Origin of the sequence: Ornithinibacillus sp. FSL M8-0202, from assembly GCF_037975285.1 — a bacterium.
GTDB classification, from domain to species: domain Bacteria; phylum Bacillota; class Bacilli; order Bacillales; family Amphibacillaceae; genus Ornithinibacillus; species Ornithinibacillus massiliensis.
Genome location: NZ_CP150248.1, coordinates 2,935,239 through 2,959,448, shown reverse-complemented (window position 1 = coordinate 2,959,448; position 24,210 = coordinate 2,935,239). Strand labels below are relative to the sequence as shown.

Here is a 24,210-nt window from a genome sequence, read left to right as displayed (position 1 = left end):
TACTTCCCCCTAACATAATTTTTTAAATAAGTAGCTAAAAATGATTATGATTGCTTGAAGTAATTCACCCCCTTAATCTGCCCCAGGCTACTTTCCCCATGACGACTTCGCGCTTGGCTCCAGTAGCTGGGGGGAAATTATTGGTTCTTTGTTTCAAACACTGATAACCTAATAAAGCAAAAATCATCGCTTCCTTGGCATCAGCAGGCATACCAATCTCATCCATCTTCCTCAGTTGAACATGATCAGGTAACCCATTTCGTATTTCTTTCATTAAAATAGGATTGTAGCTACCACCACCACTTATAAATACTTCACGAATTCCATCGGGTTCAATATGTCGTTTAATATCTTTTGTTAGTGTTACCGCCGTTAGCTTCGTAATTGTTGCGATTCGATCAGCTAGATTTATCGATAGTTTATCTGCATCATTCCAAAGTTTGATCGCGTACTCTTCCCCAAATAGCTCTCTACCGGTTGACTTCGGTGGAGGGATTTTATAGTAGGGCTCTTGTAATAAGATATCCAACCATGTTTGATTAACGATTCCGTTAGCAGCGAGCTCTCCATTTTTATCATAAAACCATTCACCATTCGTCATTCTTCTAGCAAAATAGTCGATTATCATATTTCCAGGTCCAGTGTCATATGCTTTCACCTGAGACGGAGCACTATTTTTAGGTAGTATTGTAAGGTTAGCTATTCCACCGATATTCACTAGTACTCTACCAATTTCCTGACTACGAAATAATAGATAATCAGCATATGGTACCAATGGAGCACCTTGCCCACCTACCGCCATATCTCTTGTACGAAAATCACCTACAGTAGTAATTCCGGTTAGTTCAGCAATCGTGCTAATATCACCAATTTGTAAGGTTGAAGCAACTAGCTCCCCTGCAGCATCCATAGGCTCTGGCTGATGGAATATCGTTTGACCATGGGAACTGATAAAGCTAATATCCGCTAATCGTAAGCCGGAATCATCTATAGCCTTTAAAGCCGCTTCTGCATACAAATTTCCTAATAACATATTCATGCTAGAAATCAGTTGAATACTAGCAGTAATTGGATCACAAAGGTCGAGAATGACTTGCTTTACCTCATCGGAGTAAGGTATCGTATCAAAGTGTTCCAATTCTAGATGTACCGAATCGTTTTCTTCTGATAGTTTAACGACAGCAATATCAATTCCATCTAGGGAAGTCCCTGACATGATACCGACGCCATATGTAAAACTATTGTCTAAAAGCATCGTTTTCACCCTCTCTGTGGCAGGGTAACTGGTAATTTCCCTTTTACTTTAACCTTGCCAAATACCGCTTCTACCGCTGTTTGTAGGGCAGGATTGGTAAATTCATAGGTTGCTATATAGGCTGGTACATCTGGCAAATAAGCAATATCATAAGGACTTCTTGTAGCAATAACGATTACATTCTCATTTTCCTTAACCAATGCTTCCACCAGCTTCACTTGCTGATCATGCGCTTTTACAGATAGCGTACCGACGATCACTGCTTGAAAGTCTTTAGCTATCTCCTTTACGCGGGTGATTTCCTTATCGGTCGGTGGATTAGAAAGCTCGATTACTTCCGTGTTTTCATGAAGTTTCGCTACGGCTTCTCCTAGACTAAACGTCGAATATCGCTTATCCTCAACCTGCATAGCGTAGCTGTTCGTTGCATATACTACTAAAACTCGATCCGCACTTTCTAAATGTAGGGGAATCTGATTATCATTTTTCACCATGGTAATCCCTTGCTTATACATTTCATATGCTTCAACCTCATGTAGTTTAGCCCCCACATCCTTTGAGACAATCGGTTTAGTATCCAATGAAATATCATCCCAAGACAAGTAGGTATCCTTTAAAGCCATCACGCGGCTATATGCCTGTTCGATGATTTCCTCTGCGATATCCCCTGTCTTAACTGCTTCCTCTATTAGACTTAAGGCTTCATATTGCCTAGATTGCAAGTGTGAAATCATGATTAAATCGACTCCAGCCTTTAGGGCTTCAACTGCTCCTTCTGCTGTTCCAATTCCTTCTGAGATGGCATTCATTTCCATACAGTCTGTTGTCACCACACCGTTAAATCCTAATTCTTCACGCAGCAATCCAGTAATTACTTTCCTAGAAAGCGTTGCTGGTACATTTTCTTGATTTTCAATAGCTGGGAAATACACATGTGCGGACATAATTGTATCTGCCCCTTGCTCGATTACATCTACAAATGGTTTTAGCTCGATTTCCTTGAGTCGTTCTATAGGGTGAGAGATAGTGGGCAAATCAAGATGAGAATCCACATTCGTATCTCCATGTCCTGGGAAATGCTTTAATGTCGTAATGACACCAGCATCCTGCATTCCTTTAACCGCTTGCTTTCCAAACGCTGAAACAAGTTCCGCCTTTTCACCAAAAGATCGAACACCGATAACTGGATTATCTGGATTATTGTTCACATCGACTACAGGAGCTAGATTCCAATTGATGCCCAATGCTTTTAATTCCCGCCCAGTAAGAAGGCCAGTAATATAGGCATTTTCACGTCGGCCAGTTGCCCCAAGCAGCATAGCACCAGGAAGTATTGTTGCTCCTTCACCAAGTCTACGCACAACTCCATTTTCTTGATCAATACAAATTAAGAGTGGCTTTTTATGTCCTGCCTTTTTAGCTTCGCGTTGGAGTTCTGTCGTTAGGGCTAAAACTTCCTCTGTTGTTCCAATATTCCTTCCAAAAAGAATAATTCCACCAATATGTTGTTCACGAATAAGCTTTTTTATTTCAGGTGTTGCGGTTTTTCCTTTAAATCCAAACACCATGAGTTGACCAATTTTTTCTTGTAGTGTTTCTGCCATTATGTATCACTCCACATTCCGTTATAATTCAAATCCTGGGATTGCATTTCCTTTTCGAATGTTCGCACCAACTGGATACTTCAATGTTTGGGCATAGGTTGTTCTAGCTAAACAACCACGCATCGTACCTAGAGCTTTATAATAATCGTAATAGCGAAAATCACTAGAATTCATGATGAACCAATACTGGGATAATGCCTCTAAATACGTATCAAATTCATCGGAAACATCCACATAAACATCCGGTATATATCCTTCCATGTCTTCCCAATTCTCACTATGAAACATTCTAGTTAACGAATGTGGTGGTAAACCATCTATTTCAAATCCAGCTAGCGCAGCCTTCAGCCATGCAGCTTGAACAATTCGTGGGCAACGTGCATGGTCTGGATGCATACTATTTTCCCAATGGGTTATCACGATGGTTGGCTTTAACTCCCGAAATAGTCTCGCAACCCTAGTTATCGTTTCATCCTCCTCATTTAGTTCTGCATCCTTATAATCAAGGGTAATACTTTTCCCGCCAAGTATTGCTGCCGCCTTTTCCGCCTCCTTGATTTTCTGCTCTCGATAGTCCTCTACAGCAATATGAGGTGGATTCCCCTTCTCCCCAGCGGTTAAATGTAAAAATGTTACATCATGCCCTGCCTTTGCATATTTATAAGCAATTGCACCTGCTTGAATTTCCGCATCACCACAATGTGCTCCAACTACCATTAGATGAATTTTCTCACTCATCTATCACACCTCATTTCAGGAATATAGTACCACATTTTGGTATCGCTTACATTTCGAAATAAATAAATAATTTAAAATAGAATTAATGTTATATCCCTTTAAAAACTACTTTCATTATACATGAAAATAATCATTTTAAAATAGTAATTCATGATTTTTTTATTAAAAATGTTATCATATTTCATTTCTATTATGCCGACGGACCTATTAGAACACTAAAAAAGGTTCTTTTTGCCTACAAAAGTGAAAGAGGATTCTTGGTCTATTTGTTGAATAGTTATATTGTAAGCGTTTTATTTCATTAAAATGGAGGTGGAATGGTTGAAGAAACTAGCTATGGTATTATTGATTAGTTTATTAGCTTTTTCTGGAATTTTTTCAGGTGGGATTACTAGTTTTGCAGAAAGCAACACCCAGATGATTCGGATTGGGGTTGTGCCGACAGCTGAATCGGTTAGCATCGGAAGCAATCAAGGCTTCACCATTACGGATAAAGAAACAGGTGAAGTGATGTATACCGGTGAAAATGATGAGGTTCGTGTGGAATTAGCTTCATCTGGAACAATCGAAACGAATTATCGTTTGCAAACTTCTTGGACAACGAGTGTTCCATACATACAGGATTGGTTAAACAGAGCCGAAGCTGCGGGATATGATACGTTTGTCGAGGACTATAATGGTGGATGGCGTTTATTAATCGGAAAGTTCCCGCAGGATGCTAGCTGGGGAGATCGAGAAGCATTCCGACAGCAAATGATTACGGAAGGATTTGCCGGAATTGATTCCTATTGGCGCTTGATTACCGAATCGTCTGGAGAAACACAAATTCGCATTGTTGCAAATGACGTCGAGACTCTTGTTTCTAACGCGGTACAAATTAGTTCCGAAAATGGTATTGTGAAGATCAACGGTAGTCAATATCGTGGAATTGGTGAGGTCGGATTCAACAGTGCAGGTACGTTAGCGGGAATTAATGAATTACCTTTAGAAGAATATTTATATGGAGTAGTACCACGAGAGCTCCCACCAAATCCATATGGGGAATTAGAAGCGCAAAAGGCTCAGGCAGTAGCTGCTAGAACTTATGCGATTAGAGGGCTTGGAAAGCGTAGTGCAGACGGGTATGATTTATTACCAACTACTTCTGACCAAGTATACGGTGGATATGATGTAGAGCACCCAATTTCTACTCAAGCAGTTCAAGAAACAGCGGGGATTGTGGCAACCTATAATGGAGAATTAATTGATGCCGTCTATCATTCTACTAGTGGTGGACATACAGCGAATAATGAAGATGTGTGGAACTCTGACCCAATTCCTTACCTTCGTGGCGTACCAGATTCCCAGCGTGGTAAAGCATTAGACAATGTCCCTAATTTGAATGTCTTCAAAAACAGTGCTAACCCGAAATCCCTTAGGGCACAGCGAAATGGAGATTTCGAATCCGATTGGTCCAGATACCATCGCTGGTATTTTGAATGGACAAGTGAGGAGATCAGCCAAGTATTAAGTGACTATTTCAGTACAGATGTTGGGCAGGTCTATGAAATTAATGTGTTAGACCGAGCTAATTCCGGTAGAGTACTAGAAATTGAATTTGTAACTGAAAATGGAACCTTCTATGAATATAAAGATCGTATTCGTTGGGCTCTGCAGTATTTTAATGATGCTGGAGCAAAGAGTGTTTTATTGAGTACGCTATTCTACATCGAACCAGTAAAGGAAAAAAGAACAAAAGAGGTCATTGGGTTTGAAGTATATGGCGGAGGCTGGGGCCATGGTGTTGGTCTATCACAAACCGGCGCAATGGGTATGGCTACTAAAGGATTTACGTACGACGAAATCTTGAAGCATTACTATCAAGGTATTGAATTGGAAGAAATCTATTAAAAAAGCTTATAAAAATTACTATAAGGTGGAGGCTGGGACAAAACTAAAAGAATCAAGTGTAAAACCGAGTAATATACTATACTAGCTCCGGAAATATACGTAGACTCCTGCGGGAGGAAAGGGCAAGGTTGAGACCCCTAAAGAAGTAGCACGAGGAGGCTAAGGCAGCCGCCCGGCGGTAAAGTAGACACTGCGAGGTTTTTTCGAGCAGATGTCGCACTTATGCTGTGATACAGGTAGACACTGCGATGGTCTTTTCGAGCAAATGTCGCCCCTGTACTGGAAGTGAAAGCGAAGTATATTTCCGGAGCGGGGTCGTAGCTCATCATTCGGTTTTTACTTTAAGGTAAATCTTTTGTCCCATCCTCTTTTCATTATGAAAGAATAACCTCAGTTAATCTCTTCGCTTCCCATTTAACTGCCGCTTAACATAATTTGCTGCTTCTCTTGTGGAATCCAAATATCCAACCGCCTTTTCATATTCCTCTGAGGCCACACACATAAATAAAATATCAATTAAATGAAGTTGGGCAATTCTTGATGATGTCGCACCACTTCGATTAACGGCCTCTTTAGCAGTTGATGTAAATAAATTAATATCCGCATGACTCGTTAACATGGAGTTGCCATACTTCGTAATACTTATCGTCCTCACATTCCTTGATTTAGCAAGGTCTAACAGCTTCGCAACCTCCACCGTATTACCAGAAAAAGAAATCCCAACTACCACATCATGTGAGCCCTTATTCGCGATAGCCGTAGATGCCATATGAATATCGGAAAATGCATGAACTTGTTTATTAATTCGGATAAATTTTTGCTCTGCATCTTTTGCGGTGATAAAGGACGCCCCAAACCCGATAAACGTAATCGAATTAGCATGGATGATTGTATGGACTGCTTCTTTTAGTTGGTCAAAATGTATCATATTGACCGTATCTTTAATCGTCTGCATAGTGTTAGAGGTAACTTTTTCAATAATCTTCTCATAATCTTCCTTCGGTTCAATATCACGAAATTCGCTCTGGCTATCTTCCTGAAGATCACCGGCAACGCGTAGCTTTAATTCCTGAAACCCATTAAATCCAAGTGACTTACAAAGTCTAATTACCGCAGCACCACTCGTTTCACTTTTCTTCCCTAGTGCTTGGGCTGTTAATAAAACCGCTTCTCTAGGATGGTTTAAAATGTATTCTGCAATCTTTCGTTCTGAATTTGGTAGACTCTTTACCATTTCTTTGATAATCGTTAATCCACCTTTTAAATTGGCCATCCTTTACACCTGCCTTTTCGACATTAAATCGTACGGAGATTATCGATGATGCTAGTAGAAATTGCTTGCTTATTTTCTAGTAATGCACCAATAATTGAGCCTGCGACTGGTAGAAGTTCTGGTAATATAAAAGAGACTGGTTTAGAATAGCCTTTAAACTCCAATTCTAATAAAGGTGGTAAAATCAATCGATTAGAAAATAATCCACCACATAAAATGACCTCTAATTCATTATTAGTAGTAAAAAGCTTCTGATCTAGTGTTTTAATACTATGGCTAATATCCTTTGCTACATTCTGCATCATCGTTGCCACCACAGCATCACCGGCCTCGTAGGCTTGGAAAACTAGCTTGGATACTTGTGCTATAGTCATTCTAGGTGCTCGGGAATGGTAGATTTGATCAATAAGCTCTCGACCAGAAGTAACTTGAAAATAGGAGAAGAGTATATCCTTTAGCATCGTACTTGGTCCCCGACCATCTTCATGTTGTAATACTGCCATAATCCCTTTTCTTCCAAAATCATAACCACTGCCTTCATCACCTAGTAAATATCCCCAACCACCAACACGGCCTTGTTGGTTATTCTCATTTACTCCAAATGTGATGGAACCAGTCCCTGATATTTGCACGATTCCAGGCTTCCCATAAGTACCAGCGTATAATGCATTAACGGAATCAGGTTCTACTTTAACTTTTACCTCTATTGGAAGCGTGGATTGAATTACTTCCTTTACTAGCGATGCGGATTGCTGACTACCAGCTCCTGATATCCCTGCAAATATAGTCGATACGTTACATACGATATCTGGTACACTTTGCTGAAGATCAAGAAAAATTGTTTGAAACGTATGGATTAGTTCACTCTTTGATACGGCATTAGGATTCGTAGAACCATATTGTGTATGGGATACTACTCTCCCCTCCATATCGGTTAAGACGACTTGTGTTTTTGTTCCTCCACCATCAATCCCAATTACATACTCCATCTCTCATCACCCTAATATACAGCGCTTCTAGTATCCAAATAGTCCATTGAATCTCTTAGATTTTCCTCATAATCTTTGAGAATCTGTAATGCTTCGGTAGCAGATATATGGTATTTGCATACTAAGACAGCTGCTTTCAATTTATTCCCACACGCCACAAGGGCTTCTCTAGCAACCTTTTCCTCCACACTTGTAATGTCACATATAATACTGATCGTCCGCTTTCGCAATTTATCATTGGATGCTTGTACATCAACCATATAATTTCCATAAACCTTTCCTAAGCGAATCATCGTAATCGTGGAAATCATATTCAAAGCTAACTTTTGGGCTGTACCAGATTTTAATCTAGTTGAACCCCGGAGAATTTCTTCGCCTACCAGTAATTCGATTGGGCTATCAACAAGGGATGCTATTTCAGAATCAGGTTGACAAACTATCCCTACTGTATGTATCCCCATTTCTTTCGCTTTTTGGATTCCACCGATAACATATGGTGTTTTACCACTTGCTGCTATCCCAATTAGGACATCCTTTTCCGTAGCGTGCATTTCTATTTCTAAAGCTCCCTGAACCTTATCATCTTCAGCATTTTCTACTGCATATCGAATTGCCTGCTCCCCGCCTGCAATCATCCCGATAAAGACGTCTGCTTTTACACCAAATGTAGGAGGGCATTCGGATGCATCTAGTACACCGAGTCTACCACTGGTACCTGCTCCCATATAGATTACCTTTCCACCATGCTTAATTGCCTCGACACAAGCATCAATCACCGGTTTTATTTGAGGGAGTGCTTTTTCCACCGCTAATGGCACTTGTTTATCTTGCTCATTCATTACAGTTAATAATTGATCGACCGACATTGTATCTAATTCTAGTGCCATCTTACCACTTCCTTATGCCATATCGTTTGTTGGATATAATAAATAATTCTCTCTCATTGCCATAAATTGTTGTACTGCGGTTGGTAGTTGTTCACGAAAATCCGTCGTATCCCCTTGTATAATCTGTTTTCTTAACTGATCTGTTCCAGCTAATAAATCGATAAAATAACGGTTCTGTTCCCCTGCTTGAATAAACGTCATTTGCTCTGGATAAAGACGATAAATGGTTTCTACTATGGAAATTCCAATATCAAAAGCGGAAAGTGTATCTTTATTAGAAATATGAACCTGGATTCCTTCACATACTTCACCGGCAAACTTTTGATACATTGGTTTAAAAACTGCCGGTCTAAACTGTACACCTGGTAATGATAGAGATTTCAATGCTTCAGCAAGCTTCCTTCCATCAATAAAGGGCGCGCCAATCACTTCAAACGGTTTCGTCGTTCCTCTACCTTCCGATATGTTCGTTCCTTCTATTAAACAAGTACCAGGATAGAGCATACACATATCAATTGTTGTTGTATTCGGGGTTGGGGAGACCCAGTATAAATCTGTCTGATCAAAGTACTGTTCTCTATTCCAGCCCTCCATCGGAATGACTTCTAAGTCACATGCTATATTAAATTCATGTTTAAATAACCTTGCTAACTCGCCAATAGTCATTCCATGGCGCACCGGAATCGGAAACTTACCAACAAAGGAGCGAAACGCGTCTTGAACTAGATTTCCTTCTACGTCTATACCATTAATTGGGTTCGGGCGATCAAGAACGACAACCTTTTTCCCTTCTTGACCACAAATTTGCATCGTGTTTGCCATAGAATAAATAAAGGTATAATATCTCGTCCCGATATCCTGTAAATCGCAAAAGACAACATCCACGTCTTTTAACATCTCGACATTAGGCTTCTTATCCTTATTATAAAGACTATGAATTGGAACACCTGTATATGGATCAACACTCGAATCAATTAGCTTTCCTTCTTGAACCTCACCACGTAAACCGTGCTCCGGTCCGAACAACGCAGTTAAGTTTAAATGTTGATGTGAATAGAACAAGTCAATTGTTGATTCTAGTTGGTGATTTACACCAGTTAAATTCGTTAATAGACCAATTCTTTCCGTACTATAATCTTTCGTATATTTTTCTAAAAAAACTTCTAAGCCAAGCTTCATTTGCTTCCCCCCTCTTATCCTTTAACTGCACCTTTCATTGCCCCACTAATAAAGAATCGTTGTAACAGAAGGAAAATCGTAATAATTGGAATCATCGAGATGATTGCACCAGCGGCAATTAATCGCCAATCAGATGTAAATGTGCCAGATAACATATTTAAACCAAGTGGTAATGTAAACATATTCTGATCATTCACTATGATTAATGGCCATAGGAAGTCACCCCAAGCCGAAACAAATGTAAAAATGGTCAATGTGACAATCGAAGGTTTAACCAGTGGTATTAATATCCGGTACCAGATTTGGAAGCTATTTGCACCATCCATTCTTGCTGATTCATCCAATGAATTCGGAACAGTCATAAATGCTTGTCTCATTAGGAACACACCAAAAGCAGTTGTCACATGTGGTAAAACCATTCCTAAATACGTATTTTGAAGTCCAAGCTTTAAGGAAATAACATATACCGGAATCATTAATAGCTGGAAAGGAATCATCATCGTTGCAATAATAAGAATGAATATGATATTTTTTCCTTTAAAATTCATTCTTGCTAATGGATATGCTGCTAGGGAACAGAATAATACGTTCAATATAACCGTTAATACTGCTACAATGACACTATTCAATAAATATCTCCAAAAAGGGAAAACATCTAACACCTTACCGAAGTTTGCTAAAGTAGGTTCTTCCGGTAATAATTTCGGTGGATATTGGAAGATATTTTCACTACCTGATTTTAATGCAGTGGACAGTAACCATAGAAATGGACCAATCATAAAGAGCGTGATTAATACTAAAAGAATATATGAGGATATCTTTTTAACTGCTTTTCTAGATGAGTTTGATTGTTTCGCCATCATGATTCCCCCTTATTCCGAATTATCCTTACCCATAACTTTTAAGTTAATGAGTGAGAATACTAAGGTTAATAAGAATAAAATTACGCCTGCAGCACTAGCATAGCCCATGTTCAGACGCTCAAATGCTTGTGTGTAAATATAAAACACTAACGTTTCCGAGCTATGTAGCGGTCCGCCACCTGTCATCACATAAATTTCTTCAAACACTTTCATCGCCGCAATGGAAGACATAATCGTAACGATAAGAACAAATGGCATCAGCATTGGAATAGTTACACGCGTCATCTTCTGCCACCAGTTTGCCCCATCAATATCAGCTGCTTCGTATAAACTCTCTGGAATAGATTGCAAGCCAGCTAAGTAAATAATCATATAGTAACCTAAACCTTTCCACACCGTCACCACCATGACTGCAAATAAAGCAGTCTGGGTTGAAGTTAACCAAGGAATAGGTTCAGTAATTATATTCAATAGTTCAAGTACATAATTAAGTAGTCCATTTTCTTTATACACCCAGTCCCAAGCAATACCTGCGACTACTAAAGATGTTACAACAGGGATATAGTAGGCACTACGGAAAAAAGCAATCCCTTTTAATTTTTGATTGACTAGTACAGCTAAAAATATCGGAATGACAACTAATGCAGGTACTACCCCTACTAAGTAAATCAAGGTATTCGTTAATGTTTTCCAAAATAATGCATCTTGGAAAAGATTTTGATAGTTATCAAACTTTACAAATGACGCTTCCGTTATCATATTATAATCAGTAAAACTCAACCAAATCGCCTGTAGCATTGGATAGAAAATAAATGCTCCTAATATAAGACAGCCAGGTAATAAAAATAAATATGGTGTAAGCTTATTCGTTCTCAAGGATTCCACCCCGTTCTCTTAAGCGGTTCTATATTTAAAACAGTTGGGTTCAGAACACAACTGTTTCGATTAAAAGAAAAACCGAATGAATAACATTGCCCCCGAACTGGAACTATCATGCCTCATTCGTTTCTTATGCACAGCTTTTTCGATGCGTCCTAACCTCGTAATTTGTTCTTATCCAGATCGGAAAATTTCTACTTACTAAACTAATAGAGAGGGGATAATCCCCTCCCTTGTTTAATTACTGTGCTAAAATCTCATTCCACTCTGCTTCTGCTTTATCCAGTGCTTCTTGTGGAGTCATCTCACCAAGCATCGCAGCTGAAATAGCATCATACATCGCTTGTCTTAATTCCGTATAATTGTTCATTGGAGGAACTAATAGTTCAGCACTTTCTAATTGTGATGCTGATACAATACGCACTAAATCCGTAGGCTCCGCATCATCATCAGCTTCTGTAAAGTAAGGATCAGCTAACGATTCTACATTTGATGGTAGAATTGGTGTTAATTTGGAGAATTCTAATTGGTTTTCACCATTCGTTAAGAATAATGCAAATTTAACTGCTGCCTCTTGATTTTTAGTTTGTTTTGGTACAACCACGTTTTGTACGGACATGGTTTTCTTGCCAGATTTACCTGTAATTGCTTCAGAAGGTAATGTATTTTCATAGATTTCAGGTGCATTTTCTTTAACCTGTACGATGAACTGAGATCCATCAAAGAATGCTACTTGTCCAGCTTGGTACATATCGATTGTAGCACGTTGATCGCCAGTTAATGCTTCACGCGGGATTAGTCCTTCGTTATATAAATTAGTGAAATATTCAAAAGCATAAAGACCTTCTGGAGTATTGAAAGCTGCTTCTGTTCCATCTTCATTCGTTAATTCAGCACCCATCATCACCATATGCTGTAGAACTAAAGATAGGTCAAGAGATGGGAAATATCCATACTTTCCTGTTTCATCTTTAATGATTTTGGCATATTCTGCTGCTTCTTCATACGTAGTTGCTGGTTTTTCAGGATCAAGTCCTGCTTCTTCAAATATTTGTTTATTGTTTAATGTAACAGAAGTTGATAGATACCAAGGAATCGCAAATGTAACATCGCCAATTTGGTTTGCTTCCCAAGCACCTTTTACATATAATGCTTTATCATCTTCAGATACAGCTTCTTCCATATTAACAAGTGCATCAAGTTCTGCAAGCTGAGATGCAAATGTCGGATTCAAGTTGACAACATCAGGCGCTGTGTCTGTACTTACCGCTGAAAGAATTTTCTTATCTAGATCTGCAGCCGGTACATCTAGCCAATCGATTTTGATGTTTGGATTTTCTGCTTCGAAGTCCTCAATGATACCATTAATGTAGTCAGTGAATGTTGGTTGCAATTGCATCGTCCAAAATTCAAGTGTAATTTGCTCACCATCTGAATCCCCACTCTTTTCTGAGCCACTGTCATCATTTCCACATGCAGCTAAAACCACCATAGACATAGCCAGCAAAAAGGCTAAGAAACCTAATTTCTTCTTCATGCTTTTTCCCCCTTTGATCCATATCAAATTTGTATTAAATAGTGGATAATCTAGCAATCTACTATTTAATCTCGATAGAACGGTTTTCACCACAAAATTGAAAACCCTTTCAAACATAACCCATTATAGTAAATATTATTCCAATAGTCAAACTATGTTTTTGAAATAATATTTCATTCTTGGTAGATTAAGTTAGATTATATAAGAATCTTTCTATAATAATTGGCTATATTCATAGTCTATCTGTTTTATCAATCTTTCATTATATTGAAATGATTTTTTAGAAGCTTTTTCTTTGTATAGATGGTGCTATTTTTACATCCATCCAAAGGGGCACGGGGGCGGATTTCTCTGTTACATTTTCCCTTATTGATCCAAATAAGGTATCGATTATCTCTTTCCCACTCATTTTTGGTAAGGAGAAAAGCTCTCTGTTACTTTTTTTCTTTTTCTTTCTCATTTGGGAACTGATACCTCCCTCTGTTACCTTTTTCCGCTTTCCTTCCTCATTTAGGGCACTGATAACCTCCCTCTGTTACCTTTTTCCGCTTTCCTTTCCCATTTAGGGCACTGACAACTTCTCTCTGTTACCTTTTTCTGCTTTCCTTTCTCTTTTAGGGCACTGATAAGCTCTCTCTGTTACCTTTTTCTGCTTTCCTTCCTCTTTTAGGGCACTGATAAGCTCTCTCTGTTACCTTTTTCTGCTTTCCTTTCTCATTTAGGGCACTGATAAGATCCCTCTGTTACCTTTTTCCGCTTTCCTTCCTCATTTAGGGCACTGATAACCTCCCTCTGTTACCTTTTTCTGCTTTCCTTCCTCTTTTAGGGCACTGATAAGCTCTCTCTGTTACCTTTTTCTGCTTTCCTTTCTCATTTAGGGCACTGACAAGCTCTCTCTGTTACCTTTTTTCGCTTTCCTTTCTAATTTAAGGCACTGACAAACTCTCTCTGTTACCTTTCTTCGCTTTCCTTTCTAATTTAGGGCACTGACACCTCCTCTCTGTTACCTTTTCTCCTTATTCTCCACCAAAAAGGGCACTGATTAAACTTCTCGATTACCTTTTTCCTCTTCTTCTCTCTCACAAGGAAATAGACCAGATTCTTTCCTACTAAAAAAGCTATCCTAAGGAATTCCCTTAAGATAGCTGACTAACCGAGTCCCGATAAACAATTTCATATGGAATAATGATTCGTTTGGCAGGCTCATTTTTATTTAATGTTTTTTCAATAAGTGCCTTAGCGGATTGCGCACCTAGTGTATAGATTTGAATGTCAACTGTTGTTAGTGCCGGTCTTGTAATTTCGGAAAGATAGACATTGTTAAAGCTTACTAATGAGATATCCTGTGGGACTCGTAAACCGTAGTTCTCTAGCATACTTAAAATCCCTAAACTTATTAAATCGTCACTAACTACTAAGCCGGACGGTGGTGTTGATAAAGACATTAGATGCTCTACAGCTTCTCGTCCACCAGATTTTAGAAATTCCGTATGAATTTTGTAGCCTTCACACTCCTGAATTCCTGCCTTTTCTAATGCAGCAACATAGCCACTTTCACGGTCACGTGTAACTAGTAAATCTCTAGAACCACCGATAAAACCAATTCTCTCATGCCCCATATCGATTAAATGCTGCGTGATTTCTTTTCCAGCTCTAACATTATCGTTATCGACGTGGGTGATTTCGGTATCATGTTCTTGGGGCTTACCAACCATAACAAATGGAAACCCTTGCTCCCTTAAAAAATTGGTAACCTTATCATTAATACGGGAATAAAGAAGTATTACACCATCCACATAGCTACCGTACACCATCCTCTGAACTTCACTAAAAATCTCTTTTTCTGTCTCCCCCGTTGATAGATACATGGAATACTCCGCTTCATGAATAACCGAGCCAATTCCTCTTAAAATTTCTGGAAAAAAAGGGTTTTGTAAAGCCACATTTGCAGAAGATGGCATAATAACCCCTATTGCTTTAGTCGATTTTGCAACTAAATTCCGAGCATTTACATTGGGGTGATAGCCTAACTCCTTCATTGCTTTACGGACTTTCTTCTTTGTATCTTCACTTATTCTTGGGTTATTGGCAATAACACGAGAAACAGTAGAGGGGGAAACCCCACTAACTTTTGCTACATCTTTAATTGTTACCATTCTTCCCACCTCTACCTCTGAACGTAATTTTATAGTTTAATTATACTACTAGGTTTCCCATTAACGAATATCGTGCGATCTAAACCGATTAGTTCAACCTTTATTTCATTATATGCAGGCTGGTAATTTCCTTCTTTTGAGACCATCTGGATATCTACTTTATCGGCAGAAGATTGAATATCAAATGTCATTTTAACAAATTCTAAGGCTTCATAAGCAAATGTTTCTCCATCATCATCATAGAATGTGAAAGAATACTTCTCTTCCAGATCAGATGGAGCTACTTTCATCGTAAGCGTCTTTGTTTGTTTATCGTGATTGGAGCTCCATTCACCTTGCATCAGGGCTGTACCTTTACGAACAAAGATTGGTAAATCCTCTAATTCTGCATGGATAAGGTGTACCCTTTCCCCTTCATAGGATTCTCTAGTAGTATATTCTATCCATTCACCTTTAGGAAGATAGACCACTCGATCTGTTACAGAAGGATTTAAAATTGGTGCCATAATAACGTTATCTCCTATCATGAATTGGTCATTCAAGTTATAGGTTTTCTCATCCTCAGGATACTCCATTAATAATGGTCGCATCACTGGTAACCCTTGTTTACTAGCTTGATAGAATAATGAGTAAAGCTGTGGCATCCATTGATAACGCATTTGAATATATTTTTTCATAATGGTTTCATATTTCTCACCGAATTGCCATGGTTCTTGATAACGGAAACCAATTGCTGAATGGTTACGGAAAAATGGCGTAAATGCCCCGACCTGTGTCCAACGAGTTAATAATTCAGCATTTGTATCATGGGCAAAACCACCAACATCAGGACCAGTAAATGGAACACCAGATAAGCCTAAATTCATCACCATTGGTAAAGACATTTGTAAATGCTCCCAAAAGCTTCGATTGTCACCTGTCCACACAGAGCCATAACGCTGTACACCAGCATAACCAGCACGAGTTAATAGGAATGGACGTTTACCATTTAGCTGCTCTTTCATTCCTTCATAGGTTGCTTTCCCCATTAATAGCCCATACACATTGTGTAGTTCTCGGTGGGTAGTCGGATTCCCATCATTACGGTGCATAACGGTTAAATCCATTGTTTTCGTTTCATTAAACACTGCCGGCTCGTTCATATCATTCCAGATTCCCTCTATCCCGATGGAGGTATAGAAGGCATGCTTATCCCCCCACCATTTACGAACCCTTTCCTCAGTAAAATCAGGGAAAGCACTTACTCCTGGCCAAACATCACCATAGTAAATATCGCCCTCGATATACTTACAGAAATTGTCCTCTAAGACACCCTCTTGATAAATCTGATATTCAGAATCCTTTTTTACACCTGGATCAACAATCGGCACAACACGAATACCCATTTCTTTTAAATCGGCAATTAGCTGTTTAGGATTAGGGAATCTTTCTTTATCAAAGGTAAATACCCGGTAGCCATTCATATAATGAATATCTAAATGAATAACATCTATTGGTATATTTTTTTCAATAAATGTTTTCGCAAGTTCTCTAACTTCCTTCTCTGTTTCATAGCTATAACGAGACTGGTGATAGCCGAGTGACCATTTTGGTGGTAGTGGCATTCTACCTGTTAAAAAGGTATATTGCTCAAGCACTGTTTTCGGATGCGGTCCAGCCATCACATAATAGTCTAGCTGCCCACCCTCTGCCGAGAAGGAATAGTATTCCTCCGATGATTGCATATCAAAGTATGTTTTAAACGTATTATCAAAGAAAATCCCATGTGCCTTCCCATCTCGAAGTGTCATAAAATAAGGAATGGACTCGTAAAGTGCATTTGTTTCTGGATTATGCGGTGCATACACATCGGTATTCCACATTTCTAATTTTTCGCCACGTTTATCTAAATGCCCTGACTTTTCACCAAAGCCATAGAAATGATCGTGATCATACATTTCTTTAAAGGCAATTACTTCACCGTTTTCTCGGAAAGCCATACCGTGTTTGTCCTCGGATATGATTACCCTACCGGTCGTATCTTCTATCGTTAAACGAAATGGTGACTTCGTTATACGAAGTACCAGTTTATCTGTACGAAGTAATAGGGTGTCTTCTGTATTCACCTCTTTAATCGCTACATTTTGAGGTTGTCCAACTACCGCCTTGGAATTAGTCAATAACGGTTTTCCCTCTGGGTTCATGATTATGCGAACGATTGAATCCGTATAAAACTGTATATGAACAAATCCGTTACGACAAGAAAATAAATAACCATCAGAGCTAGTTGAATAAGAATCTACGTTTCCAATGTCACGGTAGACGACCGCCCCATCCTTTTTTTCTTTTCCTGGGTGTATGGCAAAGCTTGTATCTTGAAGCATGGATGTACCTCCTGAAAATATAATGTTAAGTAATCATTCATAGCCGGTTATCTGTTGTTCTCCAGTTGTGCTACGACCTCATCACTGAAGCGAGTTTTCATAAATACGAAAAGTAGCATCATAATAAAACCGAATGTTTGTATCATAATCATCGTAATAATATTAAATTGAATTAAACCAAGGATCAAAGCCACTACTGTCGGCATTCCTAACGTATTCACAATTAAATTCACCGATTCTTTATACGTTCGAATAGTAGATATTTGTCCTTTCTTCGTAAGATAAACAAAGATAGAAGATCCTAGGCTTATAACGACAATACTTACAAGCAACAAATTAAATAAAGATAATAATAGACTTCCAACAATAAAACCTCTATTTTGAATAAACCATTGCCTTGACAGTTCGTCCTTTAACATCTGAACCGTCGTTATCTCTTCAATGGCAAAATCATTCGTATACATTACCGCTGTTACTGGATTTTCCTGGTCCTTTATAATAAATTCTTCCTCTTGGAAAATCAGTGCATTTTCTGCTTTTAAAGCATGCTCTTCATCAGAAGTGGATATATTTCCCCCAACTATTCCATGTTCATTTTCTACTAAAAAACTAGTTGGCAAAGTCAGTTGCCCTTGTGCATATGCTGCATCCTGCAACTCACCAATCACAGCTTCATTTAGTAATGAAAAGGCATTTGGATAGGTCTCTTCTACAGGATAGGAATCCATTTTCGCTATATTAATGGATAACGGAATCATCATTAATCCATTCAAAAATAATAAGACAATGATGATTTGGAACCAATTCAGTTGTTTTCTACCAGTAAACACGCGCTTCGGCGAAATAATGCTTTTAAAATAATTGATTGGAAATATATCTTTTTTCATTGTTCACTTCATTCCTTCAGAGATTCTGTTTTCACCTAGGACTATCCTTTGGTACCACCTGATGTTAAACCAGCAACGAAATGTTTTTGCAGCATGAAGAATAATATTGTGATAGGTATAGCGATTAAAATTGCACCCGCTGCAAATAGTGCTACCTTTTGATTTTGTGGGTTGTTAATAAATGTCTGTAAACCAATCGCAACCGTATAGTTTTCTGGCGTTCGTAGTAAGAACTTCGCTAGCATGTACTCACCAAACGGTGTCATAAAGGCCCATAATGATTGCACAGCAATCATCGGTTTAACCAATGGTAGTACAATTTGGGCGAAAATACGGAAGTGGCCCGCACCATCCAATTTTGCTGATTCGTCTAAATCATATGGAACTGTATCAAAATATCCCTTCATCAACCAAGTGTTCATCGGGATACCACCACCAATATATAGGAACATTAAGAACCAGCTTTGATCTAAAGCTCCCATCAATAACGCCATAACATAGAAAGCAGTTAACGCTGCAGTCGTCGGTACCATTTGTATAATTAAGAAAAAGAGCAAACTCTTTTTCCGTCCAACGAAACGATATCTACTATAGACGTAACCTGCTAGTGTAATAAAGGTAACTTGAACTATCATGGTCACGAAGGCAATGATTAATGTATTTACATACCAACTACCATATAACGTTTCTGTAAATAGTCTTTGGAAATTGACTAGCGTCCATTCCGCATTAAAGTTTAAATTAAACGCGGTTACGTTACCAGCTTTAAAAGCAGAACTTGCTGTAATAAGTAGCGGATAAATGATGATCACCGCTAATAGGATTAAATAAATATAAGTAAAGATTTTGTTGATGATCCGGGAGGTTTTTTGCGATTTCATTATTCTGCTCATCTCTAATCCTCCATTTCAAATGCTCTCGTTTTCTTAAAGACAATTAACGAAATAATAATGACAAATAAGGAAATAAACAATGTCACAGCAGAAGCAATCGAATACTGTGGAGATGTTCCTGTTGTCAGCTTATAAATCCATGAAATAAGAATATCGGTTGAACCAGCACCAGCTCCAATACTTCCAGGTCCCCCTTCGTTAAACAGGTAAATCATCGAGAAGTTATTGAAGTTACCGGTATACTGTGTAATAAAAATTGGTGCAGCAATCGTAAATATAGCTGGCATGGTAATATGTTTAAAGCGCTGTATCATACCAGCCCCATCAATTCGTGCAGCTTCATACTGTTCTTCCGGAATGGATTGTAAAATTCCAGATACAAGTACATAAATAAACGGAAATCCAAGCCACCCTTGAATTAAGATGATAGCTATTTTAGTAAAAAACGGATCTGTCTTCCATGGAAGACTTCCGATCTCAACAAAAGGTATTAAGGCATCGATTAGCGGAATAACTTGTGTATTAATGGCTCCAATACTATCGTTAAACATATTGGAAAAACTCATAATCGTAATAAATGCTGGTACTGCCCACGGTAATAAGAAAATAATACCAAATACACGCTTGAATTTAATGAATTTCTGGTTTAATACAAGCGCTGTAAAAATACCAATTACGATTTGTAGTGTGGTTGCTGCTAAGGTCCATATTACAGTCCATCCAAAAACAGCAAAAAAAGTATCCCGATAAGAGCTTAAGAAAAATATTTCGATAAAGTTAGAAAAACCAACCCAGTCAATTAACTTCGCTGGTGGAATATGATAGAAATCATAGTTTGTAAAAGCGATAAATATGGTAACTAATACCGGAAATACAATTGCAAATATCATTGCGATATAGGCAGGAATTGTAAATAAATATGGAAAGCCTTTATCCACCATATTCGTTAGAATGGTTTTCGTCTTAGTATTTACTTTTTTGCCCTCAGCCCATAATCTAGCAACTTTTCTAGCATCATTTAAATTAATAACGTAAAAAAGTATAAATAGCAGAAGAATTAATAATTGTAGTGAACCTTCGATTAACATAAACAGTGAATGGTCTGTACCCGGGGTACTACCTAGTGTTACTAAACCTACTATTGCTTCTGCACCAAAATTAATCATTTCTAAAATAAATAAAACAAAAATGGCAAGAAAGGCTATCCCTTTAAACATCTGTTTGTTATACATTTGTCCTATACCAGGAATAATAGAGAGTAATGTTGCTTTTCTAATGCGTTGTTTGCCATCTGCTTCTGTATAATCCACCAGTTCTCACTCCCTTTTAAATAAACTTTGGCAGAGAGCTGATCTCTGCCAATTAGATTACATTATTAGTATTTTTGAGAGATATTTTCACTAATAACGTCTACCGCATCATTTGCTGATTCTTCTGCAGTTTTGTTACCAGAAGCAGCATCAAACATTAATGTTTCTGCACCTGTCCAAACCTCAGCCATTTGAGGAATATTTGGCATAGGAATTGCATTGTTATATTGGTTGATAACCGCAGCAGTCAGCTCATCTCCAGCTTCTGCAACTGTTGCTCTTGTCATTTGATTCGCTGGTACCTCACCTTTATCATCATATAGCTTTTGTTGATTTTCTTCGTTAGTCACAAAGTCTAACCATTTTTGTGCAGCTTCAGGGTCTTTAGCATAATTGCTCGCAATCCACGCTTTACCACCAGCAAATGGTTGATATTCTTCACCATTTGGTAATGTTGGAATCATGGAAACCCCATAATTTATACCAGCTTCATTATAGTCAGAAGCAGACCATGGTCCACCGATAATTGCAGCAGCTTTACCAGTTGTGAATTGTTCGTCAATAAAGTTACCTGCTGTTGTAGAATCTAACATCCCTTGTGGCCATTTGTTGAACCATTCTGTTGCATATTCAATACCTTCAATGGCACCTTCTGTATTTAGTCCAATATCAGATGGATCCGAACCATTGTCACCGAATACATAACCACCGTAAGCAGAAAGTAATCCGTATGTGCTATAGAAATCTAACCAATTAGCTAAAAATGCTGTTGTTCTTCCAGATTCCGAAGAAAAGGCGAAACGATCATCCTCTGCTAACGCTTCTAAATCCGCAAATGTTTGAGGAGCTTGATCAACTAAATCTTTATTATAGTAGAGTACTAGTGACTCAATTACGAATGGAGCACCATAAATTTTACCGTCAATCGTAACCTGTTGTTTATCTAAGTCATCATAGCGACCATCATCAGGAAACGTGTACTCCGCTAAATGACCTTGTTGACCTAAGTTACCAACTCTGTCATAAGGGGCAACCATAACATCAGGAGCTATTCCAGCAGGTCCATCCAATGGAAGGGCTTCCAAAGTTTCGAATAAATCTCTTTCTGTTACTTTTACTTTAATTCCTGTCTCTTCTTCAAATGCCGGAACGATTGATTTTACATAATCAATATATCCATCCTCTACACCAATTTCTAATGTACCAGCACTACTTCCTTCATCCTTCTCAGAACTAGAGTTATCACCATCTTTATCTCCGCCTCCACATGCAGCTAATACAAGTAAACTCGTTAACATTGCTACAAAAGCAAGATTCTTCCATTTGATTTTCATAATTTACAAGTCCCCTCTTTCATTTTTGGTTATCACGTAACCAATAGATTATTATTTTTGTAAAACGCCATATCTATTTATCTTGTAAGGTAATGCATCATGACAAATAAAAGTCCACTTTATTACAAACTAATATTGCCCCCCTCTAAAACTGTTTACTCAGTACAGTGAAAACGTTTGCGCAACCTTACAATGAAATTGTACCCTTATTTCATTTTTTATGCAATCGTTTTTATAAATTTTCTTTAAATTTTTTTACAACTATTTTACGTTTCAAATTTTATTTGACTTTATAAAACGCTTACAGTAGATTAATAGTATAAATTTAAGGGCAATGCTTTGTTATTAAACAACAACCCCGTTTACGAATAAAAGTAAACGGGGTTATTTTTATGAAAAGGAGAATTGTGATGATTAAGGAAGCCATTTTTCACAGACCAAAAAACAATTACGCCTATGCCTATGACAACGATACACTACACATCATGTTGCAAACGAAAAAGGATGATATGTATTCTGTTGAACTCCTATTTGGTGATCCATATGATTGGGTAGAGGGGAGTTGGCAAACTATTACTAAACCTATGACCAAATCAGGTTCAACTTCTCTTTATGATTATTGGGTTATTGCAGTTGAGCCTGAATTTCACCGTATGCGTTACGGATTCAAATGCTCCGATTCAAACGAGACTTTATATTATATGGAAGGAGGCTTCTTCACCTCTGCTCCAACTGACATCGCAAATTATTTCTGTTTCCCTTATGTAAATAATATTGATGTATTTCAAGCACCAGCATGGGTTAAAGATACAGTCTGGTATCAAATATTTCCTGAGCGATTTGGAAACGGGGATCCGTCTATTAATCCAGAAGGTACATTACCATGGGGGAGTACTGACCCGACTCCGTCTAACTTTTTCGGCGGGGATTTCCAAGGAGTCATCGATCATTTAGATCATTTGGAGGAATTAGGCATTTCCGGAATCTATTTTACGCCTATCTTCAAAGCATACTCCAATCACAAATATGACACGATTGATTATATGGAAATAGACCCACAATTTGGAGACAAAGAAACATTCCGTCGCCTTGTCCAAGAATGTCATAAGCGAGGAATCCGTGTCATGCTAGATGCTGTATTTAACCATAGTGGCTTTTATTTCCCCCCATTTCAGGATGTCTTAACACAGCAAGAGGAATCAAAGTATACGAACTGGTTTCATCTATGGAATTTCCCAATCGTGACTGAACCTAGACCGAATTATGATACATTTGGGTTTGTTCCTTCCATGCCAAAGCTTAATACAGAAAACCCTCAGGTTAAAGCCTATTTACTAGATGTCGCTCGTTATTGGGTGGAGGAGTTTGATATCGATGGATGGCGTTTAGATGTAGCGAATGAGGTAGACCATGCATTTTGGCGGGAGTTTCGTAAGGTTGTAAAAAGTGTAAAGCCGGATGCCTATATTCTAGGTGAAATTTGGCATGATTCGATGCCATGGTTACAAGGGGACCAATTTGATGCCGTTATGAATTACCCATTCACAAATAGTGCAATCGATTTCCTAGCGAAGGATAGTATTTCGGCACAGGATTTTGTCGATTCAATTGTAAAAGTGCTTCACATGTACCCTAAAAATGTAAATGAAGTAGCGTTTAACCTATTAGATAGCCATGATACACCACGTATTCTAACACTCGCTAATGGAAATCGTGACCGAGTTAAACTCTTGTACCTATTCCAATTAAGCTTTATAGGATCTCCATGTATTTATTATGGTGACGAAATTGGAATGGACGGCGGACAGGATCCTGGCTGTCGTAGTTGTATGGAATGGGATGAGAAAAAGCAGGATAGAGACTTATTTGAATACGTCCGGTCTTTATTAAAATGGCGTAGAACCGAGCCAGTCTTTGGGAACCATTCTGATATCCGCTTCATTGATGTTAATAACGAAAAGAACTATATCATTTATGAGAAATTCAATCAGGATACTTGTTTACGATTTATTATCAATAATAGTCTAGATTCTGTTGAAATCTCTAGTGATGCGTTGAAATTGACTACCGTTCACGAGTGGGATATAGAAAGTGACCAGAAGAAAAAACTGACATTAGGTTCAACGATTCATGTTAGTCCACTAAGCTTTCGTATTTTCGAATTATCGTAGGG

At 38.3% G+C, this 24,210-nt stretch carries 18 protein-coding genes; 2 read left to right on the top strand and 16 right to left on the bottom strand.

The features are described 5' to 3' along the window. Window positions 1-64 precede the first annotated feature (64 nt). From MKY78_RS14930 to MKY78_RS14920, 3 genes are read right to left on the bottom strand one after another with little or no spacing between them, the layout of a single operon-like run. A complete protein-coding gene (locus MKY78_RS14930) occupies window positions 65-1,255 on the bottom strand; it encodes an anhydro-N-acetylmuramic acid kinase (protein ID WP_339213777.1) in 1,191 nt (396 codons plus the stop codon). Window positions 1,256-1,260: 5 nt separating this feature from the next. Further along, window positions 1,261-2,859: a beta-N-acetylhexosaminidase gene (nagZ, locus tag MKY78_RS14925; protein ID WP_339213775.1), complete on the bottom strand. Its 1,599-nt coding sequence runs from the start codon at window positions 2,857-2,859 to the stop codon at window positions 1,261-1,263. A gap of 21 nt (window positions 2,860-2,880) precedes the next feature. Beyond that, complete coding sequence (locus MKY78_RS14920; RefSeq protein ID WP_339213773.1) at window positions 2,881-3,597, bottom strand: PIG-L deacetylase family protein; 717 nt, start codon at window positions 3,595-3,597, stop codon at window positions 2,881-2,883. A gap of 321 nt (window positions 3,598-3,918) precedes the next feature. Here MKY78_RS14920 and MKY78_RS14915 point away from each other — a divergent pair, with 321 nt between their 5' ends. Continuing rightward, window positions 3,919-5,487 (top strand): SpoIID/LytB domain-containing protein, encoded by a 1,569-nt coding sequence (locus tag MKY78_RS14915; RefSeq protein WP_339213772.1) that lies wholly within the window; start codon window positions 3,919-3,921, stop codon window positions 5,485-5,487. 394 nt (window positions 5,488-5,881) lie between these two features. On the opposite strand, the gene MKY78_RS14910 is transcribed toward MKY78_RS14915, so the two are convergent. The 13 genes from MKY78_RS14910 to MKY78_RS14850 form a co-directional block, all read right to left on the bottom strand. Beyond that, window positions 5,882-6,760 carry a MurR/RpiR family transcriptional regulator gene (locus MKY78_RS14910; RefSeq protein ID WP_339213770.1) on the bottom strand — a complete coding sequence of 293 codons (879 nt, stop codon included), beginning with the start codon at window positions 6,758-6,760 and terminating at the stop codon, window positions 5,882-5,884. Between the two features lie 23 nt (window positions 6,761-6,783). Then, complete coding sequence (locus tag MKY78_RS14905; RefSeq protein ID WP_339213768.1) at window positions 6,784-7,749, bottom strand: BadF/BadG/BcrA/BcrD ATPase family protein; 966 nt, start codon at window positions 7,747-7,749, stop codon at window positions 6,784-6,786. Between the two features lie 11 nt (window positions 7,750-7,760). Beyond that, the gene (murQ, locus tag MKY78_RS14900) at window positions 7,761-8,636 is read right to left on the bottom strand and encodes an N-acetylmuramic acid 6-phosphate etherase (protein WP_339213767.1); all 876 of its coding nucleotides are present in this window, start codon (window positions 8,634-8,636) and stop codon (window positions 7,761-7,763) included. A gap of 12 nt (window positions 8,637-8,648) precedes the next feature. Next, window positions 8,649-9,815: a DUF1343 domain-containing protein gene (locus MKY78_RS14895; RefSeq protein ID WP_339213766.1), complete on the bottom strand. Its 1,167-nt coding sequence runs from the start codon at window positions 9,813-9,815 to the stop codon at window positions 8,649-8,651. 14 nt (window positions 9,816-9,829) lie between these two features. Next, window positions 9,830-10,675, bottom strand: a complete 846-nt coding sequence (locus MKY78_RS14890) for a carbohydrate ABC transporter permease (RefSeq protein WP_186870362.1) — start codon at window positions 10,673-10,675, stop codon at window positions 9,830-9,832. Window positions 10,676-10,687: 12 nt separating this feature from the next. Then, the gene (locus MKY78_RS14885; RefSeq protein ID WP_186870363.1) at window positions 10,688-11,554 is read right to left on the bottom strand and encodes a sugar ABC transporter permease; all 867 of its coding nucleotides are present in this window, start codon (window positions 11,552-11,554) and stop codon (window positions 10,688-10,690) included. A gap of 244 nt (window positions 11,555-11,798) precedes the next feature. Beyond that, on the bottom strand, window positions 11,799-13,094 hold the full coding sequence (locus MKY78_RS14880; protein ID WP_339213763.1) for a sugar ABC transporter substrate-binding protein: 1,296 nt from the start codon (window positions 13,092-13,094) through the stop codon (window positions 11,799-11,801). Between the two features lie 1,136 nt (window positions 13,095-14,230). Further along, entirely contained in the window at window positions 14,231-15,250 is a 1,020-nt protein-coding gene (locus MKY78_RS14875; protein ID WP_339213761.1) for a LacI family DNA-binding transcriptional regulator, read from the bottom strand. Between the two features lie 29 nt (window positions 15,251-15,279). Next, window positions 15,280-17,613: a glycoside hydrolase family 31 protein gene (locus MKY78_RS14870; RefSeq protein ID WP_339213759.1), complete on the bottom strand. Its 2,334-nt coding sequence runs from the start codon at window positions 17,611-17,613 to the stop codon at window positions 15,280-15,282. A gap of 47 nt (window positions 17,614-17,660) precedes the next feature. Further along, window positions 17,661-18,500, bottom strand: a complete 840-nt coding sequence (locus MKY78_RS14865) for a DUF1189 family protein (RefSeq protein ID WP_339213757.1) — start codon at window positions 18,498-18,500, stop codon at window positions 17,661-17,663. Window positions 18,501-18,541: 41 nt separating this feature from the next. Beyond that, window positions 18,542-19,393, bottom strand: coding sequence for a sugar ABC transporter permease (locus MKY78_RS14860; RefSeq protein WP_339213755.1), 852 nt, complete (start codon window positions 19,391-19,393; stop codon window positions 18,542-18,544). Between the two features lie 2 nt (window positions 19,394-19,395). Further along, window positions 19,396-20,703, bottom strand: a complete 1,308-nt coding sequence (locus tag MKY78_RS14855) for an ABC transporter permease subunit (protein ID WP_339213753.1) — start codon at window positions 20,701-20,703, stop codon at window positions 19,396-19,398. Window positions 20,704-20,768: 65 nt separating this feature from the next. Then, window positions 20,769-22,037 carry an extracellular solute-binding protein gene (locus tag MKY78_RS14850; RefSeq protein WP_339213752.1) on the bottom strand — a complete coding sequence of 423 codons (1,269 nt, stop codon included), beginning with the start codon at window positions 22,035-22,037 and terminating at the stop codon, window positions 20,769-20,771. A 410-nt stretch (window positions 22,038-22,447) separates the two neighbouring features. Here MKY78_RS14850 and MKY78_RS14845 point away from each other — a divergent pair, with 410 nt between their 5' ends. Continuing rightward, the gene (locus MKY78_RS14845) at window positions 22,448-24,208 is read left to right on the top strand and encodes a glycoside hydrolase family 13 protein (protein WP_339217925.1); all 1,761 of its coding nucleotides are present in this window, start codon (window positions 22,448-22,450) and stop codon (window positions 24,206-24,208) included. Window positions 24,209-24,210: the final 2 nt, after the last annotated feature.

What these genes read in the sequence shown, in the direction of transcription:
- MKY78_RS14930 (WP_339213777.1), bottom strand. Translation starts at nt 1,255, where the DNA reads ATGCTTTTAGACAATAGTTTTACATATGGCGTCGGTATCATGTCAGGG.
- nagZ (WP_339213775.1), bottom strand. Translation starts at nt 2,859, where the DNA reads ATGGCAGAAACACTACAAGAAAAAATTGGTCAACTCATGGTGTTTGGA.
- MKY78_RS14920 (WP_339213773.1), bottom strand. Translation starts at nt 3,597, where the DNA reads ATGAGTGAGAAAATTCATCTAATGGTAGTTGGAGCACATTGTGGTGAT.
- MKY78_RS14910 (WP_339213770.1), bottom strand. Translation starts at nt 6,760, where the DNA reads ATGGCCAATTTAAAAGGTGGATTAACGATTATCAAAGAAATGGTAAAG.
- MKY78_RS14905 (WP_339213768.1), bottom strand. Translation starts at nt 7,749, where the DNA reads ATGGAGTATGTAATTGGGATTGATGGTGGAGGAACAAAAACACAAGTC.
- murQ (WP_339213767.1), bottom strand. Translation starts at nt 8,636, where the DNA reads ATGGCACTAGAATTAGATACAATGTCGGTCGATCAATTATTAACTGTA.
- MKY78_RS14895 (WP_339213766.1), bottom strand. Translation starts at nt 9,815, where the DNA reads ATGAAGCTTGGCTTAGAAGTTTTTTTAGAAAAATATACGAAAGATTAT.
- MKY78_RS14890 (WP_186870362.1), bottom strand. Translation starts at nt 10,675, where the DNA reads ATGGCGAAACAATCAAACTCATCTAGAAAAGCAGTTAAAAAGATATCC.
- MKY78_RS14880 (WP_339213763.1), bottom strand. Translation starts at nt 13,094, where the DNA reads ATGAAGAAGAAATTAGGTTTCTTAGCCTTTTTGCTGGCTATGTCTATG.
- MKY78_RS14875 (WP_339213761.1), bottom strand. Translation starts at nt 15,250, where the DNA reads ATGGTAACAATTAAAGATGTAGCAAAAGTTAGTGGGGTTTCCCCCTCT.
- MKY78_RS14870 (WP_339213759.1), bottom strand. Translation starts at nt 17,613, where the DNA reads ATGCTTCAAGATACAAGCTTTGCCATACACCCAGGAAAAGAAAAAAAG.
- MKY78_RS14865 (WP_339213757.1), bottom strand. Translation starts at nt 18,500, where the DNA reads ATGAAAAAAGATATATTTCCAATCAATTATTTTAAAAGCATTATTTCG.
- MKY78_RS14860 (WP_339213755.1), bottom strand. Translation starts at nt 19,393, where the DNA reads ATGAGCAGAATAATGAAATCGCAAAAAACCTCCCGGATCATCAACAAA.
- MKY78_RS14850 (WP_339213752.1), bottom strand. Translation starts at nt 22,037, where the DNA reads ATGAAAATCAAATGGAAGAATCTTGCTTTTGTAGCAATGTTAACGAGT.
- MKY78_RS14845 (WP_339217925.1), top strand. Translation starts at nt 22,448, where the DNA reads ATGATTAAGGAAGCCATTTTTCACAGACCAAAAAACAATTACGCCTAT.